The organism is Salinimicrobium sp. 3283s (genome assembly GCF_039602225.1).
Taxonomy (GTDB): domain Bacteria; phylum Bacteroidota; class Bacteroidia; order Flavobacteriales; family Flavobacteriaceae; genus Salinimicrobium; species Salinimicrobium profundisediminis.
Window position 1 is genome coordinate 2,079,184 of sequence record NZ_CP143631.1, and the last position, 15,924, is coordinate 2,095,107.

Here is a 15,924-nt window from a genome sequence, read left to right on the forward strand (position 1 = left end):
ATGCAGAAAGCAAGAATTTTTTTCACAGGCCTGTTCTTTTGCCTCACCCTGCCACTGGCTGCACAAAATGTCTATATCATCAACAATGATACGTTGCAACTCAAAAGAGAGGTGAAGGGACCATTAAGCCTCTTTTGGACCGAAGATGATCTCGAGTATCGCTATTTTGTTCAGAAAGAAAAGCGCATGGTTGAGCTTTTAAACCCCGATGGAAATGGAAGATTCAGGGAACAACTTTCAGAATTGACAACAGATGCAAAAATTAATACCCGTGATGTAAAATTTGTGCTGTATAGCCTTAGGCATTTCACCAATACTTACAATGCGATTGTGCAGGAAGATTATGTAAAGAATGAATCAACCAAAAATATTCTACAACGCATAAGCATTTTCACAGGCTTGTCTAACAATATTTATACTGATAATCCCGAAAATATCCTGGCGCCGGTGCTGGGGCTTGAATATGAATTCTACGACCCAAACCTGGCACCACGGCATTCGGCTTTTTTGCAGCTGCGGCATAATTTTGAGCAGGACGAGTACCAGTACAGCGCTACTCATCTTTCAGTGAATTACAGGTTTAAGGCCTTATATTTTAAAAATTTTGATTTACATGTTGATGCAAGACTGGCTACGCTTTATTATTCTTCTGAAACAACTGCGGTGAAAAATGATGCGGGCAAGGTCGTTTCCGTCCAGGATGAAAGCGGATTTACATTCACGGCGCCTTTAAGCTTTGGGCTGGGCAGCGACATCAAGATCACACCCACCAGCTTTATTACTCTAGGTTATAACGATTTTTTTGCAATTGTGCTGGACAGTAATGGTAAATTCCCGGTCGACTTTACGGTAGGGTATAAGTATAGTTTGTAGTTCAGAGTTATGAGTTCAGAGTTCACTTCTACATACAACAATCGTACTTCCACCTTCGTACATCCACCTTCGTACATCTACCTTCGTCCTTCTACCTTCGTACTTCCTAACTATTCTGCTTTGATCACTATCGGCATCCGGAAAGTGGTTTTTACCGGGATACCGCGTTTGGTGGCGGGATAGATCTTTGGTAAAGAATCTACGCTTTGGGAAAGCCAGGATTTGATTTCGGGCAGTTGGCCGATTACCAGGGAATCTATTTCCATAGAATCTATTGCCGGTTTGCCTTTTTCGGAAATTTTGAGATACAGATATAATGTATCGTCTAAAGCTTCGGTCACTACAGGTTGTTTTGCTTCAAGACGTGAGTAAAAATACCGGGCAACTTTATTCCCAAAACACGACTTTGCGGCTTCGACTTCAGTAATACTGCGGCATTCAGAAAAAGCAGGGTATTGATCTACCTCATGCCAGTTGAAATCACGGGTCTCTTCTACCAGAATTTCTTCCGAAGATATTTTGCGCGTCTTAAACTCCTCGCAGGAGACAAATATTGAACACAGAAATATTAAGAATAAAGTTTTCTTCATTCGGCACTAAAGCTTAGTCCAAAAGTAGTGAAATTAAGGAGCTTGCCGAAAAAATTCTATATACTGCTTGATTTTGTAATTTTCAAAGCAACTTTAAAATTACATACTGCCCATTAATACAAAGAACAGTACCAGGGCAATACCTACGGCAATAAGCATGGGCTTCATCCAGCTTTTCTTTTGGTATTCAAGGTCACGGCCAATGAATTTGTTCCAGAAGAATTCGTTGAGAATAGCGGCGCCAATAACGTTGGCTATTGCCGTCATGGAAGGGGAGAGGCTAAAAGCCTGCATGACTATTGCGGTGGCAAAAAGATAAACAACGGCAAAGACGAGTACCCACCCGGCTTCTTTCTTTTTTCCCAGCGTTCTTAGGTTTGACATAAGAATGACGGCTGCAAAAATGGTTGAAAAAAGTAAGGCAAAGACCAAAATAAGGCTTTTGGAATATAGCTGGGGTAAGTGAGATTGGGAGTTCCCTTCTTCTGCTGTCATTTTTAGGCTTTTTAGCGGCTGCAAAATTAGAGATTTCTAAATAAAAGAGCCGTGAATCCCGAAACAATTACCTGCGGCTGACTCATGTCATGTTTTACTCTATGCAACTTTACTTATTTTGCCAAAAATTCTCTTTTAATTCTCTTTCTCATGGGAAAAGTAAAAAACCGCTGGCTTATTGCCGCATCTGCAGTTGGTATGCATCTTTCAATTGGTTCGGTATATGCGTGGAGCGTATACACTACGCCCCTTACCGAACAACTGGGTTGGGATTTAAAAGAGACGCAATTCACATTTAGCCTGGCAATATTCTTTTTGGGTATTTCAGCAGCTTTTCTTGGGCATTTCCTTGAAAAGAACGGCCCCGGAAGGTCGGGTATTCTTACTGCAGTTCTCTTTGGAGCTGGTATTGCCGGGTCGGGCCTCGCTATAGAACTTGAATCTATTTATTTGTTATATCTGTTTTACGGGCTGTTGGGAGGTATTGGGCTTGGGCTGGGATATATTACCCCTGTTTCGGCACTCATTAAATGGTTTCCCGATAAACCCGGGCTCGCAACGGGCATGGCAGTGATGGGCTTTGGCTTTGCAGCACTTATAAGCAGCCCCTTAATTGTGTACCTTATTGGAGCTATAGGCATTGCAAATACTTTTTATCTTATGGGAAGTATTTATTTTGTGGTGATCCTTCTGTCTTCCCTGTACCTTTCTTTACCCCCAGAAGGCTGGTCTCCCGGAGAGACTGCAAAAGAGCTGAAAAAGGTGGTAGTGACTTCTTCGGTTGAGCTTACTGCAGGAGAAGCAATAAAGAGCAGGCGGTTCTGGTTGCTATGGCTCATGTTCTTTATCAATATTTCCTGCGGAATTGCCATTATTTCGGCAGCATCACCCATGGCGCAGGAGTTTGCCGGATTAACCGCAGTTGCTGCAGCCACTATGGTGGGAGTGATGGGCTTGTTCAACGGCCTGGGCCGTATTGGCTGGGCTTCCTTCTCTGATGCTATTGGAAGGCCTAATGTGTTTAGCGCATTTTTCATTGTGCAAATCATTGCTTTTCTGGTGCTGCCACAGGTTACAAATGCATGGGTGTTTCAGCTGCTTGTATTTGTGATCATCTCCTGCTATGGGGGAGGTTTTGCTACTGTGCCGGCCTTTATAAAAGACCTTTTTGGCACCCGCCAATTGGGGATTATTCTTGGCTATATGCTCACTGCCTGGGCTGCAGCAGGAATGGCAGGGCCTTTACTGGCTGCATGGGCGCGTTCTATCTCTACCAGCTATAACTCTACCCTGTATATCTTTTCGGGTTTGCTGGTTATTGCCCTTCTGCTTTCAGTAATTATTCGCCGGGATGTGAAAAAACTGGCGGTGACGGGTGAAGACGAAACAATAGCTCCTCCAATTTCAAATGCAGCTCCTTCTACTTCTAAGGGATAGCTATATTTTATTTTAAGTTGAAAACATCCCTGGGATTACCTTGTGAGTAGAGGTTTGAAATTTTAGAACGTGTTTTTCTGAAGTGTTTCAAGGGCATGTCTCCCAAAGTGATTTACTATTGGAGCTATACAGGAATCAATAATTTGATCTCTTCTCTTTAGTTTTCTCTATGGCTGCCAATAAATCGGGTTTTATGTCCGTGTTTAGTTGGCAGCGTGTTTCCACCACGGCTTTTCTACAGCTCATGGCACTATGTTGCTATGGGTTCCAACACTTTTTCCGAAGAAATTTAGGGTTCGTGTAACACGATTTTATCAAAGTGCAAAAAATTTTCCTGCACGGTAACGTTGTAGTAAAATCTATTTATCAACTAAAACGATTGAAGCTATTTTCTCTACCGGCGCCAGGTCGAATTATGATTATTATCATAAAAAAAGGGGGCTTTCTGATGGAAATTTGCAGTGTAATTAAGTTTGAAGAGTAGAAAATTTAAAAAACGACCTCTTCAGCAAAAAGAAGAAAAGATGCTAAAGTTATCTCAGGAAGTACTAGAGTTCCGCGAAGGAACCTGGAACAGGAAAATTGATGTAAGGGATTTCGTGACCCTTAATGTTAGGCCTTATTATGGTGATGATTCATTCCTCGCCGGTGCTACAGAGAGAACCAAAGAGCTGTGGCAAATATGCCTCGCTGCCATGAAAGAGGAGCGGGAACGAAATGGCTGCAGGGCCATAGATACCGAGACTATTTCGGGTATTACCAGTCATGGCCCCGGTTACATCAATAAAGATCTTGAGGTTATAGTAGGTTTACAAACCAATGAGCTTTTAAAAAGAGCCATGAAGCCTTTTGGTGGATTTCGTGTAGTAGAAGGTGCTGTGGCCGAAAAAGGTCAGCAGGTAACACAGCGTGTTAAAGAGATCTTTGATTATACCAAAGATCATAACAACGCTGTGTTTGCTGCATATGACGATGAGATTAGAAGTTATAGATCAAATGGTATCCTTACCGGATTGCCCGATAACTACGCCCGTGGCCGAATCATTGGTGATTATCGCCGCCTTGCCCTTTATGGTATAGATCGCTTAATTGAACTAAAAGAAGAGGATAAGCGACTTGTAGATGGTGAAATGACCGAGCACAAGATTCGTCTTCGCGAAGAGATCACAGATCAAATCATTGCTCTTAAAGATATAAAAAAGATGGGAGCCATGTACGGTCTCGATCTTGCAAGACCTGCCCAAAATGCACGTGAAGCTGTACAGTGGGTGTATATGGCCTACCTTGCTGCTGTGAAAGAGCAGGATGGAGCCGCCATGTCTTTGGGTAACGTTTCTTCCTTCCTCGATATATATATTGAAAGGGATCTTAATGAAGGTTTAATTACTGAAGAAGAAGCTCAGGAATTTATTGATCAATTTGTGATGAAACTGCGTATGGTGAGGCACCTGCGTCCTGAAGCATATGACGAAATTTTTGGAGGAGATCCTACCTGGGTAACTGAAGCTATTGGCGGACAGTTCCAGGATGGAAGAACAAAAGTTACCAAAACTTCCTTCAGATTCTTACAAACTCTTTATAACCTTGGAGCTTCTCCTGAACCCAACCTCACAGTACTTTGGTCACAGGATCTCCCTGAAGGATTTAAAAAATTCTGTGCCCAAGTCTCTATAGATACATCTTCAATTCAGTATGAAAATGACGATTTGATGAGACTGGTTAGAGGTTCTGATGATTATGGAATTGCCTGTTGTGTCTCTTACCAGGAATTAGGAAAAAGGATACAGTTCTTTGGAGCTCGTGTAAACCTGCCAAAGACCCTGTTAATGGCACTTAACAATGGTAGGGAAGAGAATTCAGGTCAGCCGTTGTTAGAGGGAATACCTTCGCTTGAAAGTGATTACCTCGATTATGAAGAAGTAATGTCTAATTTCAAAAAGTCGATGGTTGAAGTGGCCCGGGTATATTCCAAGACCATGAACATCATCCACTATATGCACGATAAGTATTACTACGAGAAAGCACAGCTGGCATTTGTAGACTCAGACCCTGGCATTGATATGGCTTATGGAATTGCAGGTATCTCTATTATTGCCGATTCACTTTCGGCCATTAAATACGGAAAAGTAAAAGCCATAAGAAACGAGGAAGGCCTTACTGTAGACTTCAAAGTAGAAGGAGAGTATCCAAAATTTGGAAACGATGATGAAAGAGTAGACAGTATTGCACGTGAGATCACTAAGTTTTTCTCTCAGGAACTGGCTAAACATAAATGTTATAAGAACGCTTTCTCTACCCTTTCTCTGCTCACCATCACCTCTAACGTGATGTATGGTAAGAAAACCGGTGCCACACCCGATGGTAGAAAAGCAGGTGAAGCCTTTGCTCCAGGTGCAAACCCTATGCATGGGCGCGATGAACACGGCGCAATAGCCTCTTTGAACTCGGTAGCCAAGTTAGATTACCGGGATGCGCAAGACGGAATCTCCAATACTTTCTCTATTGTTCCTAAATCTTTGGGAAGTGACAGGGAAGGACAAATGGAAAACCTGGTCGGATTGCTGGATGCCTACTTTGGCCTCAACGCTCACCACCTCAATGTGAATGTGCTTAACCGCGAAACCCTCATGGATGCTTACGAGCACCCCGAGAATTATCCACAGTTGACCATTAGGGTCTCCGGGTATGCGGTAAACTTTATAAGGCTCTCAAAAGCCCACCAACTGGAAGTGATCGCAAGGACCTTCCACGAAAGAATGTAGTTTAGGATTGAGTTTTTAATTGAGCATCAGGAGATTTCAGAGACCCCCAATCGAAATCTCCTGATCTTTTTTATTAATTTCCTCAAAAAATAAATGCTATGATAAAGGATGGATCTTTGGTTAAACAGGAGGTTGCACAATTAAACGCACCAGATTCTGAACAGCTTAGGGTACACTCCATAGAGTCTTTTGGTACCCACGACGGCCCCGGGATTAGAATGGTAGTATTTGTGCAGGGTTGCCAGTTTCGCTGTCTTTACTGTGCCAATCCCGATACCATGGATGTAAAAGGAGGGCATTTTTTGGATCTAGATGAGATTGTAGCGCGTGCGGTAAAACAGAAGCCTTACTTTCGCGATAAAGGAGGCGTTACCGTTTCGGGAGGGGAACCTTTGTTGCAGCGGGCCATTCTTAAAAAGTTATTTGACCGCCTGCACGATGAGAATATCAATACGGTGCTTGATTCCAATGGGCGCGTAATAGACCAGCAGGCCAAAGACCTGCTCGATGTGACCGATTTGCTGATGCTCGATGTAAAGCATTTTAACAACGAATGGCATAAAAAACTCACCGGCCTCTCCAATGTGAGTACTTTTAAAATAGCCGAATACCGCGAAAGTACCGGTAAACCCATGTGGCTAAGATATGTGCTGGTTCCCGGCTGGAGTGACCAGGAAGAACACCTGCATGAGCTGGGCAGGCATTTTAAAGATTATAAAAGCATAGAGCGGGTAGAAATCCTGCCTTATCACCAGCTTGGGGTACACAAATGGGAAGCTCTGGGCATGGAATATAAGCTGAAGGATGTAAGCCCTCCAAACGCTGAGACTCTTGAAAATGCTGCCTCTATTTTCAGAAAATACTTCCGGGAAGTACGGGTAAACTGATCCTGAAAAATTCCGAAGAAATTTCATCCGGCTTCAGCTAAAAATTAGTTCCTGAAAAGGCTACTTTTGGATGGTCTTTTTCAATAGTTCAAAAATCAAAATAAGATAATCATGTCTGCACTACTGGACTTTCTAAGTACCGATTATGTTGCTCTTTTTATAATTATAGGTATAGGGATCATCCTGGGAAAGGTTTCCTATAAAGGTTTGTCGCTGGATTCTTCGGCAGTGATCTTTGTCGCAATGTTTTACGGCTACGCAATGTTCTCGCAGGGTGTGGAGTTTGCCTTACCAGGCATTATTCAGCAAATAGGATTGTTGCTGTTTATCTTTACCATTGGGATGCAGGCTGGTCCCACCTTTTTTGAGGTATATAAATCTCAGGGAAGAAAGCTCATCAGCATGGCTTTTTTGACTGTTTTTGCGGGTGCTGTTACAACGCTTGTTTTGGCACAGGTATTAGATATTGATTACAGGATTGCTGTAGGATTATTTTCTGGGGCGCTAACCAGTACTCCGGGTCTGGCAGCTGCTATCGAAGCTACAGGCTCTTCTTTGGCATCTATTGGATATGGTATTGCTTACCCTTTTGGAGTAGTGGGGGTCATTCTTTTTGTTAGGCTGGTGCCTAAGATTTTCGCAACCAATATGGCCAGGGAAGAACAGAAGTACATTGAAGAAACACAAACTAAAATTCCCGAAGTGGGCCATAAGAACTTTATGGTGACCAACGAAAATGCCGATGGGAAAACCATTGGAGAGCTTGATATTAGAATGATGACCAAGGCGAATATTTCCCGGGTCATGAGAGCGAATGAAACCTCCATTCCACCCGCAGCCGATCTTGTTCTTCGGAAAGGAGACGTGGTAAGGGCTGTAGGTACCACTGAAGCACTTAAAAGGGTAGAACTTCTTTTAGGACACCCCACAGACATCGAGATTCCCGAAAGCGGAATGTTTGAAGTGAGATGGTACGTGATTTCCAAACGTAACGTGGTGAGTAAGACTTTGGGAGAACTCAGCCTTAGAGAGAACTATAAAGCAACGGTTACGCGAATTAGAAGGGCCGGGATAGACCTGCCGGCAAGACCATCAGTAAAACTGAGGTTTGGCGACCGCCTGTTCATTTCATCTACTAAAGGAAACGTAAACGGACTAAGTCTGCTCTTTGGAGACAGCATGAAAGAGGTTGAAACTACCAGCTTTTTGCCTGTGGCACTTGGTATTATAATAGGTTTGATGATTGGGGCAATTGAAATCCCTCTTCCCGGTGGCAGCTCTTTTTCGCTCGGGCTTACCGGCGGCGTCCTGCTTGCTGCTCTTGTGTTGAGTAGGATTGGAAAAACCGGACCCATTCTATGGAATCTACCGGGCACCGGAAATCACATTCTGCGACAGTTTGGTCTTTTGCTTTTTCTCATTCCCGTGGGGCTTTCGGCAGGCAGCCATTTAGGGCCCACCATTCAGGAATACGGGTTAAGCCTCTTCGCCATTGGGGCGGCCATTACACTTATCCCTATGATCATTGTGGTACTGGTGGCCAGGATCATTCTCAAAATGAACTTCCTGTCGGTACTGGGAGCTCTAACGGGAGGAATGACCAGTACGCCAGGCCTAAGTGCGGTAGATTCCATGACGAGTAGTGAAGGCCCGCAGGTTGCATACGCTACTGTGTACCCGCTGGCACTGGTGGCGATCATCATCTTCACCCAGGTGCTTAGTTTCATCTTATAAAAGCTAACATCAATTTCTTCGGGAGCATATTTTTTCTGGGAGCGGTTTAAATTCAGATTTTTGCTGACTAACTTTGACGAGTTTACTTCTGAAGCTGTCGTAGGAAATTTCAGAAAAGGAGCAGGGTTTTCCGAAGTTGATTCCAATAAAAATAGTTGTCAAAAATGACATTTTTGGGAGGTAAAGGATTTTACTTTTATATTTAAGATTCCAATACATTCCATGAGAAAGATCCTTTTATTTATTCTGGTCCTGTTATTCCTCGCCCTTGGGGTTGTGGCGTACATTTACTATCCGCGGCTTAACCTCATTACCGGGTTTGCCGCTAAAAATATGTGTTCCTGTGTTTACGAAGCCGGAAGAGAGCCGCAGAGCGTAGCTGCTCAGGATAATAATTTCAGTCCTGTAGATCTTGCTGAATACGAAATCGACAGGGAAGACAAAACTGCCTCTGCTAGCGTTTTTGGACTTAAAGAACGTACTGCCATGTACAATCCCGGTCTTGGGTGTGTGCTTCTTCCCGAAGATACTGGCCGAAATGACCTGCCCAAAGCAAAGCCGAACCGCCTGCAAGCCGCATCTTCTCTTCCTTATCCTTACGGCAATAATAAACCTGTAGATACCATCTTTCCTGAAGTTGATTACGGGCAGCTGGAACTGGCACTCAAAAATGCCTTTTTTGAAGAGTATAAATCGAGAGCCGTTGTCGTGTTGTACAAAGACAGATTGTTAGCCGAAAAATATGCACCCGGATTCAGTAAAGACACGAAACTATTAGGCTGGTCTATGACCAAAAGCATTACCAGCGCAGTTCTTGGAGTGTTGGCGAAGCAGGGAAGAATTTCTGTAGAAAACGATCATCTTTTTTCCGAATGGGAAGCCGATGAAAGACAAAATATTACTCTTAACAACCTGCTTCACATGAACAGCGGATTAAAGTGGGAAGAAGACTACACAAAAATTTCAGATGTCACCAAAATGCTTTTTCTGGCTGATGATATGAGTGAGGTGCAGTTACACAAGAATCTTGAAGGGCAGCCCGGCATCATTTGGAACTACTCATCGGGTATTTCCAATTTGCTTTCAGCATATATTAGGGACCAGTTTAATACGCACCAGGAATATCTCGATTTTTGGTACGCCCAACTTATCGATAAAATTGGAATGAATTCAATGACTTTGGAAACCGATTTGGCCGGTAACTATGTTGGCTCCTCCTACTCATGGGCTACCGCCCGCGACTGGGCAAAGTTTGGCTTGTTGTATCTCAATGAAGGCAACTGGAACGGGGAGCAGATCATTAGTAAAGACTGGATAGATTATACGGTAAAACCTGTCGAGGACTCAGATGGGAAATATGGGGCGCATTTTTGGCTCAATGCCGGGGGTGAATATTCAGATGTGCCGCGCGATCTATACTCAGCAAACGGTTTTCAGGGGCAGCATGTATTCGTTATTCCGTCGAAAAATTTAGTAGTAGTTCGATTAGGGCTTGTTGAACATCCGGAGTTTGACCTCAATGTATTTCTAAGAGAAGTCATTGCAGCAGTTGATAACGGTAAATAAACAGGCATTTAATTCGGAATAAGAATTCCACTATTTTAGAAGGAGTACCAGTAATTTCTACAATAGCCCGAGTTTCTTTTTGCACTTACTTCTGAAAAATTCCAACCGCCGCAATCCAAATATTGCTTTGATAGCAAGCTTTGGATATGATCTCTTATGCACTTTATCGGCGATACCTGCGGTTAGTCGAAAAATAAGGAAAGAGTGTCCAAACATTCTGTTAACACCAAGCTGAGGTATATTGTAATTATTACATTTAAAGCCCTATTTGTTTTAAATGAAATTTAAAGTCAATAAAGCCGTCCTGCTGTCTATTATCGTTTTTGGAGTGATTGCAGCACTTTATTTGAATTACTTGTTTTCCCTCATTTGAGATACTCAGCAAGTTTTTCTTAAAATTAATAGTGAGCGCTAAAAACATCAGGGTAGATTACTCTCGCGTTTTCTGTAATTTTTTACTTACCTTCCTTTACTTGAGGATAACCGTAATTTATACGGAATGATTTTCTTCCGAAGTGTTTGCGCTTAATCCAGAATTTCGTAATGTATCGGCTTAAAGCTGCCGTTGTTACTGTCTTCGGCAGAGCAGGCGGTGAGGGCGACAATGAGGTCCATTTCGGCTTCGAAGAGCACATAATCTCCGGCCTTGCTTAGCGGCGGATCTACACTCAACTTTCCTTTTTCGTCAAACTGCACATTCATAAAGATATTAAAGGCTGTCGGCACATCATCAGGTTCAATGTTGAAAGGCTTCAGATTTGTGTACAAATTTTCAAAGCAGCTGGGGTGATAATCGGGATTGTTGTACATGATCTTAAAAGTCTCGGGACTACATGGGGCGAGTAAGAAATCATTGCGACCATTAGTGTCTTCCAGGATCTTCATCATTTTATTACTTCGGTTACTCCACAACCAATCGCCTTTGGTGATCAAAATGCTTTCCTCAAAGTCTAAAGTTTTTCCTGAAGAGATCTTTTCCCGCGGGTCTTCAGCATTAAAAAGCACCATATCGCTTACTTGTTCGCCCTGCGGATCTATGACCTTCAATTTTTGTCCTTTTTGAAGCTTAAATGCTGCGCCTGTTTGTTTTTCAATGACCTGTACCATGTTCTTTTTTTATGTTTTTGCTTAGTTGTGAAGATTGAAGATCCTGTCTTTCTTCAAGGTGCCGGCAAACAGAATGCACATCATCCTTTTCAAATCCCTGATGGAGTTTTGCAATGGCCTGCACCTTTAGGGGTTCACACCAAAATCCGGTGATGAGTGGAAGGTGATCTTCGATCATGTTCCGCGGAAGATCGTTGTAGTAAATTGGGTCTCTTTGATCATCCTCAAATCTCTGAATCAGATTCTGAAGATTTGTTTCGAGTTCTTCCCGCGACTGTAACTTCAGCTTTACATTAACGTGCACAGCCGAATAATCCCAGGTGCTAATGTTAATGTCCTTATACCAGGAGGAGGAAACGTAGCCTTGTGCCCCATGAAAGATAAGCAGGGCATCCAGACCGTCTTTCAGGAACTTGTATTGCTCATTGGCCTCGGCAATGTGACCATACAACCTGAATTTTTCGGGAGTGCCTTCAATTAGAATCGGAATATGTGTAGCCAGGAGGTCTTCCCCCTGCAACACAAAGGTGGCGAAGGGATGCTGGTCTATGAAATCGAAAACGTACTGCGGATCTTTTTTGAGATATTTCTTTTGCCGAAACATGCGTAATTATTTTCCGTGAAGAAAAGGACATTTCCATTCTTCTCCAACTTTTCGGCCGCTATACTGCCGGGCTTCGCTGCGTTCACCAAAATCTTCGAGCATGGGGTTGATCTCTCCCTGCAGCTCTATGTCTCTCTCCCTAATTTTGTCCCTTACGGTGTGGTAAGTGTTCATTTCCCTTAATTTCTCAAATTGCCAGTGCAGGTTAAAAGCAATGGCAGGGTAAGGTGCCTGCCTTGCCTTGCGGGAGCTGTTGGGATGTAAACCCACTATATAAAAGGCTTTCCCGCCAAGACTGAAACTGAAATTTTTACTATCGGGATCGGGACTTACCGCCTCATCCCATTCGGCATCGTCTACCTCATGCAAATGCTGTAACTGTTGCCACAGGGTCTTCTCAAATTCTTCTTCGGAATAATCCTGCTTACCTTTAAAACCGACTAAAAAAGTAAGAAAATCATTAGATTCAAAATCGTATGCGGCGATGTATTTCTTTAAATCGGCAAATATAGCTTTCGCGGTTTCCCTGCTTCCGAAGTTATCATATTCATGAAAGTCCACTTTGTCCATGCTAAACACGGTCTGGGCCATGACACATGGATGATTGTTGCCTATTATAAAATCTTCAAACTGAGATTTCGCGGAAGAAATTTCAGAAATTTGCTGTTCTTTTACCTGGGACATAAAAATGTATTTCAGTAAAAATAATAGCTGAGAGTGTTGTTTTCAGCAGGTTTAAGAATCCCTTAGTTGAGTTTTAAGTAAGATTAACAGCTTTTTACCTAATGTGTTAGCTTTTCTCGCGATACCGGTAAATGAGGAAAAGCATAAAGCTGTTGAGCATAAAAGCAACGCCATTGGTAGCTATAATAGGAATGTCTTTTGTGATCACCCCGTAAGTCACCCAAAGTGCCAGGCCGGTAATGAGCACAAAGAACATACCGGGAGAAACGTCGTCTACCTCTTTGGTCTTCCAGGCTTTCCAAATTTGGGGGGTGACGGCCGCAGTGGTAAAAACGCCTGCGGTGAGGCCCAATATTTCTGTCCAGCCTATCATTAGCGTTCTACATCTTTTAATAACCAATCTTCGAGCACTTCATCTACATTGTCGCTGTGAAGCACCGAAATATCTCCTGTAGCCTCAAAAATCACCGCCCTAACCTGGGAGAGGTTAAGCACATTTGCCTCGCGTAGCTTTGACCTTAGATCTCCTTCGGTGACTTTTGCCCTGTGAAGGTTATGTGTAAGTATTTTCTGCCCGTCCATAAGCATTAAAGGAGAATTATCTACCACTTCACCAACTCCTTTATATCTTCGGAAAAAAGCAACACTAATCTGGAGACCGTAGATGAGAGCGAGGCCGAGAATTCCGCTTGCCAGGCTCACATTTTTGGAAAGCACTGTAGATGCGATTATAGAACCTATAGCCACCGTCATGGCGAAATCGAAGCTCGACATTTTTGAAAAACTTCTTTTTCCAGCGAGTCGGGTGAACAGGATGATCGCGATATAAATTCCTACCGCATTTACCGAAATAGCAATTACAGCTTCCCAGCCTATGTTAAACCATTCTTCCATAGTAATTTTTCATTGGTTAAGAGAAACAAGATAAGCATCTGGGGTTTATCAGGCGCCTACCACTTCGCCGCCGTTCACGTGAATTACCTGCCCGGTGATATAACTGGCATCTTTACAGGCCAAAAATACGTAGGCCGGGCCTACTTCACTGGGTTGCCCTGCTCTGCCTAAAGGCACTTTTTTACCAAATTCGGCTACGTGTTTTGCATCAAAACTGGCAGGGATTAATGGCGTCCAAATAGGGCCGGGAGCCACTGCGTTCACCCGAATGTTCTTTTCAGCCAGCATTTTTGAAAGCGAGCGGGTAAAAGCCGTGATCGCGCCTTTTGTACTCGAATAATCGAGCAGGTGCTCACTGCCGCGATAGGCCGTCACCGAGGTGGTATTAATTATGCAATCGCCGTCTTTAAGGTGTTTTAAAGCCTCATTGACAACGAAAAAATACGGATAAATGTTAGTTTCAAAAGTTTTCCTCACCTGTTCTGCCGTTACCTGTTCCGGTTCTTCTTTTGGGAACTGCATGGCTGCATTATTGACCAGAATATTGAGTCCGCCGAATTTATCTACAGTTTTTTGCACCACTTCCTGGCAAAACTTTTCATCCTTAAGATCTCCTTTTAGGGCCAAACCTTCAGATCCTGCTTTTTCAATCATTTTGACCGTTTCTTTGGCATCTTTGTCTTCAGAAAGATATACAATGGCCACTTTAGCGCCTTCTTTGGCAAAATGCACCGCCACACTTTGACCAATACCGCTGTCACCGCCGGTGATAAGAGCCACTTTGCCTTTCAGTTTTTCACTGCCTTTATAATCTTTTCGTATCACCTCGGGTTCGGGGTGCATCTTTTGCTGGTTTCCCGGTTGTTTTTTCTGTTTCTGCTTCGGAAGGTCTTTAGGTTTGCCCATAGCTTGACTTTTAGAATTTTAAAGTTAGAGAACCACACTTTAGGCTGCTGAAGGTTTAAGAAAGATTTAGCGCAGCTTTAAACAAAGAATAACGTCTCTTTAATTTGAATATCTTTGAGGCTGAAAAATGACATTTTTGGAACCTCTTTCTTTTGATATTGTAATTATTGGCGGTGGCGCCGCCGGATTCTTCACTGCGATAAATGCTGGGGAAATGGCTCCGGAAGCCAAAATTTGCATCCTGGAAAGAGGAAAGGATGTGCTTGCCAAGGTGAGGATCTCGGGCGGCGGAAGGTGTAACGTTACCCACGCCGAATTTCTTCCGAAGGAACTCACTAAAAACTACCCTCGCGGCGAAAAAGAGCTGCGCGGACCCTTCCACAGCTTCATGACCGGCGATACCATCGAGTGGTTCGAGAAAAGAGGCGTGCCGCTGAAGATCGAAGATGACGGCAGGATGTTTCCGGAATCAAATTCTTCAGAAACCATCATAGATCTATTTCTAAAGGAGTCAAAAAGGTTAAAAATCGAGGTGCTTACCAAACGTGCTGTGCAGGATGTGCAATTGCACAATGACCGCTGGGAAATTGTGACCTCTCAAGAGACTTTTACTGCTGAAAAAATTTTAGTGGCTACGGGCAGCAATCCAAAAATGTGGGAAATGCTCAAAGATCTGGGGCACAATATTGTCCCCGGCGTGCCTTCGCTTTTCACCTTCAAGATCACCGATGCCCGAATCAAAGATCTCCCCGGAGTGGCTACAAATGTTGTTGTTCGCCTTAGAGGTGAAAAGCTGGAGACATCAGGGCCACTTTTGATCACTCACTGGGGCATGAGCGGGCCTGCTATTCTAAAACTTTCGGCCTGGGGCGCAAGGGAACTCAGTGATAAAAAGAATTTCGAGATCAAAGTCAACTGGCTCCCCGAACTTTCTCCTGAAGAAATTTCTGAAGAACTGCAACGCCTCAAAAAGGACAATGCGAAACAGTCGCCACATAAATATGCACAGTTTGAGCTGCCAAAACGGCTTTGGCAAAGTTTGGTCAATGCTTCAGGAATTGGGGTTGAGGTTCGCTGGGCCGATCTCAATAAGCAGCAGCTGGAAGAATTAACAAGCCAACTTAGCTGTGGCATTTTCCAGGTGCATGGCAAGAGTACTTTTAAAGAAGAGTTCGTGACTGCGGGTGGAGTAGAACTAAAAGAGGTGAACTTTAAAACTTTTGAAAGTAGGGTCTGTAAAAACCTCTTTTTGGCAGGTGAGGTTTTAAACATTGATGCCATCACCGGCGGCTTCAATTTCCAAAATGCCTGGACCGGCGGATTTCTTGCAGCCAAAGCCATGACTTTAGAATAATCTGAGGCTTTTTCTGCTGGCTACCATTATT

Annotated in this window: 15 protein-coding genes; 7 read left to right on the plus strand and 8 right to left on the minus strand. The window is 43.4% G+C overall.

The annotated features are described in order from the left end of the window. Positions 1 to 873, plus strand: a complete 873-nt coding sequence (locus VS868_RS09205) for a hypothetical protein (protein WP_266069433.1) — start codon at positions 1 to 3, stop codon at positions 871 to 873. 110 nt (positions 874 to 983) lie between these two features. On the opposite strand, the gene VS868_RS09210 is transcribed toward VS868_RS09205, so the two are convergent. Continuing rightward, a complete protein-coding gene (locus tag VS868_RS09210) occupies positions 984 to 1,463 on the minus strand; it encodes a hypothetical protein (RefSeq protein ID WP_266069431.1) in 480 nt (159 codons plus the stop codon). A gap of 99 nt (positions 1,464 to 1,562) precedes the next feature. Beyond that, the gene (locus VS868_RS09215) at positions 1,563 to 1,958 is read right to left on the minus strand and encodes a hypothetical protein (RefSeq protein ID WP_345596930.1); all 396 of its coding nucleotides are present in this window, start codon (positions 1,956 to 1,958) and stop codon (positions 1,563 to 1,565) included. Between the two features lie 150 nt (positions 1,959 to 2,108). Here VS868_RS09215 and VS868_RS09220 point away from each other — a divergent pair, with 150 nt between their 5' ends. The 5 genes from VS868_RS09220 (at position 2,109) to VS868_RS09240 (ending at position 10,344) form a co-directional block, all read left to right on the plus strand. After that, positions 2,109 to 3,395, plus strand: coding sequence for an OFA family MFS transporter (locus tag VS868_RS09220; RefSeq protein ID WP_266069428.1), 1,287 nt, complete (start codon positions 2,109 to 2,111; stop codon positions 3,393 to 3,395). Between the two features lie 524 nt (positions 3,396 to 3,919). After that, positions 3,920 to 6,157 (plus strand): formate C-acetyltransferase, encoded by a 2,238-nt coding sequence (pflB, locus tag VS868_RS09225; protein ID WP_345596934.1) that lies wholly within the window; start codon positions 3,920 to 3,922, stop codon positions 6,155 to 6,157. Between the two features lie 98 nt (positions 6,158 to 6,255). Continuing rightward, the gene (pflA, locus tag VS868_RS09230) at positions 6,256 to 7,044 is read left to right on the plus strand and encodes a pyruvate formate-lyase-activating protein (RefSeq protein ID WP_266069425.1); all 789 of its coding nucleotides are present in this window, start codon (positions 6,256 to 6,258) and stop codon (positions 7,042 to 7,044) included. A 111-nt stretch (positions 7,045 to 7,155) separates the two neighbouring features. Next, positions 7,156 to 8,778: an aspartate:alanine exchanger family transporter gene (locus VS868_RS09235; protein WP_266069424.1), complete on the plus strand. Its 1,623-nt coding sequence runs from the start codon at positions 7,156 to 7,158 to the stop codon at positions 8,776 to 8,778. Positions 8,779 to 9,000: 222 nt separating this feature from the next. Next, complete coding sequence (locus VS868_RS09240; RefSeq protein WP_345596936.1) at positions 9,001 to 10,344, plus strand: serine hydrolase; 1,344 nt, start codon at positions 9,001 to 9,003, stop codon at positions 10,342 to 10,344. Between the two features lie 525 nt (positions 10,345 to 10,869). Here the strand turns inward: VS868_RS09240 and VS868_RS09245 are convergent. The 6 genes from VS868_RS09245 to VS868_RS09270 form a co-directional block, all read right to left on the minus strand. After that, complete coding sequence (locus VS868_RS09245) at positions 10,870 to 11,451, minus strand: urea carboxylase-associated family protein (RefSeq protein WP_345596938.1); 582 nt, start codon at positions 11,449 to 11,451, stop codon at positions 10,870 to 10,872. Further along, positions 11,435 to 12,055 (minus strand): FMN-binding negative transcriptional regulator, encoded by a 621-nt coding sequence (locus tag VS868_RS09250; RefSeq protein ID WP_345596940.1) that lies wholly within the window; start codon positions 12,053 to 12,055, stop codon positions 11,435 to 11,437. Before VS868_RS09250 ends, VS868_RS09245 begins: the two co-directional genes overlap by 17 nt. 6 nt (positions 12,056 to 12,061) lie before the next feature. After that, positions 12,062 to 12,739 (minus strand): guanitoxin biosynthesis heme-dependent pre-guanitoxin N-hydroxylase GntA, encoded by a 678-nt coding sequence (gene gntA / locus VS868_RS09255; protein WP_345596942.1) that lies wholly within the window; start codon positions 12,737 to 12,739, stop codon positions 12,062 to 12,064. 106 nt (positions 12,740 to 12,845) lie between these two features. Next, positions 12,846 to 13,112 carry a SemiSWEET transporter gene (locus VS868_RS09260; RefSeq protein WP_266069418.1) on the minus strand — a complete coding sequence of 89 codons (267 nt, stop codon included), beginning with the start codon at positions 13,110 to 13,112 and terminating at the stop codon, positions 12,846 to 12,848. After that, a complete protein-coding gene (locus tag VS868_RS09265) occupies positions 13,112 to 13,633 on the minus strand; it encodes a YetF domain-containing protein (RefSeq protein WP_345596945.1) in 522 nt (173 codons plus the stop codon). Before VS868_RS09265 ends, VS868_RS09260 begins: the two co-directional genes overlap by 1 nt. Before the next feature lie 48 nt (positions 13,634 to 13,681). Next, positions 13,682 to 14,539, minus strand: coding sequence for an SDR family oxidoreductase (locus VS868_RS09270; RefSeq protein WP_345596947.1), 858 nt, complete (start codon positions 14,537 to 14,539; stop codon positions 13,682 to 13,684). Between the two features lie 127 nt (positions 14,540 to 14,666). On the opposite strand from VS868_RS09270, the gene VS868_RS09275 reads away from it, so the two are divergent. Next, positions 14,667 to 15,893 (plus strand): NAD(P)/FAD-dependent oxidoreductase, encoded by a 1,227-nt coding sequence (locus tag VS868_RS09275; RefSeq protein ID WP_345596949.1) that lies wholly within the window; start codon positions 14,667 to 14,669, stop codon positions 15,891 to 15,893. The last annotated feature ends 31 nt before the right edge of the window (positions 15,894 to 15,924 follow it).

Bases quoted from the DNA above. Each gene is read 5' to 3' on its own strand.
- VS868_RS09205 (WP_266069433.1), top strand. From the start codon at position 1: ATGCAGAAAGCAAGAATTTTTTTCACAGGCCTGTTCTTTTGCCTCACC.
- VS868_RS09210 (WP_266069431.1), bottom strand. From the start codon at position 1,463: ATGAAGAAAACTTTATTCTTAATATTTCTGTGTTCAATATTTGTCTCC.
- VS868_RS09215 (WP_345596930.1), bottom strand. From the start codon at position 1,958: ATGACAGCAGAAGAAGGGAACTCCCAATCTCACTTACCCCAGCTATAT.
- VS868_RS09220 (WP_266069428.1), top strand. From the start codon at position 2,109: ATGGGAAAAGTAAAAAACCGCTGGCTTATTGCCGCATCTGCAGTTGGT.
- pflB (WP_345596934.1), top strand. From the start codon at position 3,920: ATGCTAAAGTTATCTCAGGAAGTACTAGAGTTCCGCGAAGGAACCTGG.
- pflA (WP_266069425.1), top strand. From the start codon at position 6,256: ATGATAAAGGATGGATCTTTGGTTAAACAGGAGGTTGCACAATTAAAC.
- VS868_RS09235 (WP_266069424.1), top strand. From the start codon at position 7,156: ATGTCTGCACTACTGGACTTTCTAAGTACCGATTATGTTGCTCTTTTT.
- VS868_RS09240 (WP_345596936.1), top strand. From the start codon at position 9,001: ATGAGAAAGATCCTTTTATTTATTCTGGTCCTGTTATTCCTCGCCCTT.
- VS868_RS09245 (WP_345596938.1), bottom strand. From the start codon at position 11,451: ATGGTACAGGTCATTGAAAAACAAACAGGCGCAGCATTTAAGCTTCAA.
- VS868_RS09250 (WP_345596940.1), bottom strand. From the start codon at position 12,055: ATGTTTCGGCAAAAGAAATATCTCAAAAAAGATCCGCAGTACGTTTTC.
- gntA (WP_345596942.1), bottom strand. From the start codon at position 12,739: ATGTCCCAGGTAAAAGAACAGCAAATTTCTGAAATTTCTTCCGCGAAA.
- VS868_RS09260 (WP_266069418.1), bottom strand. From the start codon at position 13,112: ATGATAGGCTGGACAGAAATATTGGGCCTCACCGCAGGCGTTTTTACC.
- VS868_RS09265 (WP_345596945.1), bottom strand. From the start codon at position 13,633: ATGGAAGAATGGTTTAACATAGGCTGGGAAGCTGTAATTGCTATTTCG.
- VS868_RS09270 (WP_345596947.1), bottom strand. From the start codon at position 14,539: ATGGGCAAACCTAAAGACCTTCCGAAGCAGAAACAGAAAAAACAACCG.
- VS868_RS09275 (WP_345596949.1), top strand. From the start codon at position 14,667: ATGACATTTTTGGAACCTCTTTCTTTTGATATTGTAATTATTGGCGGT.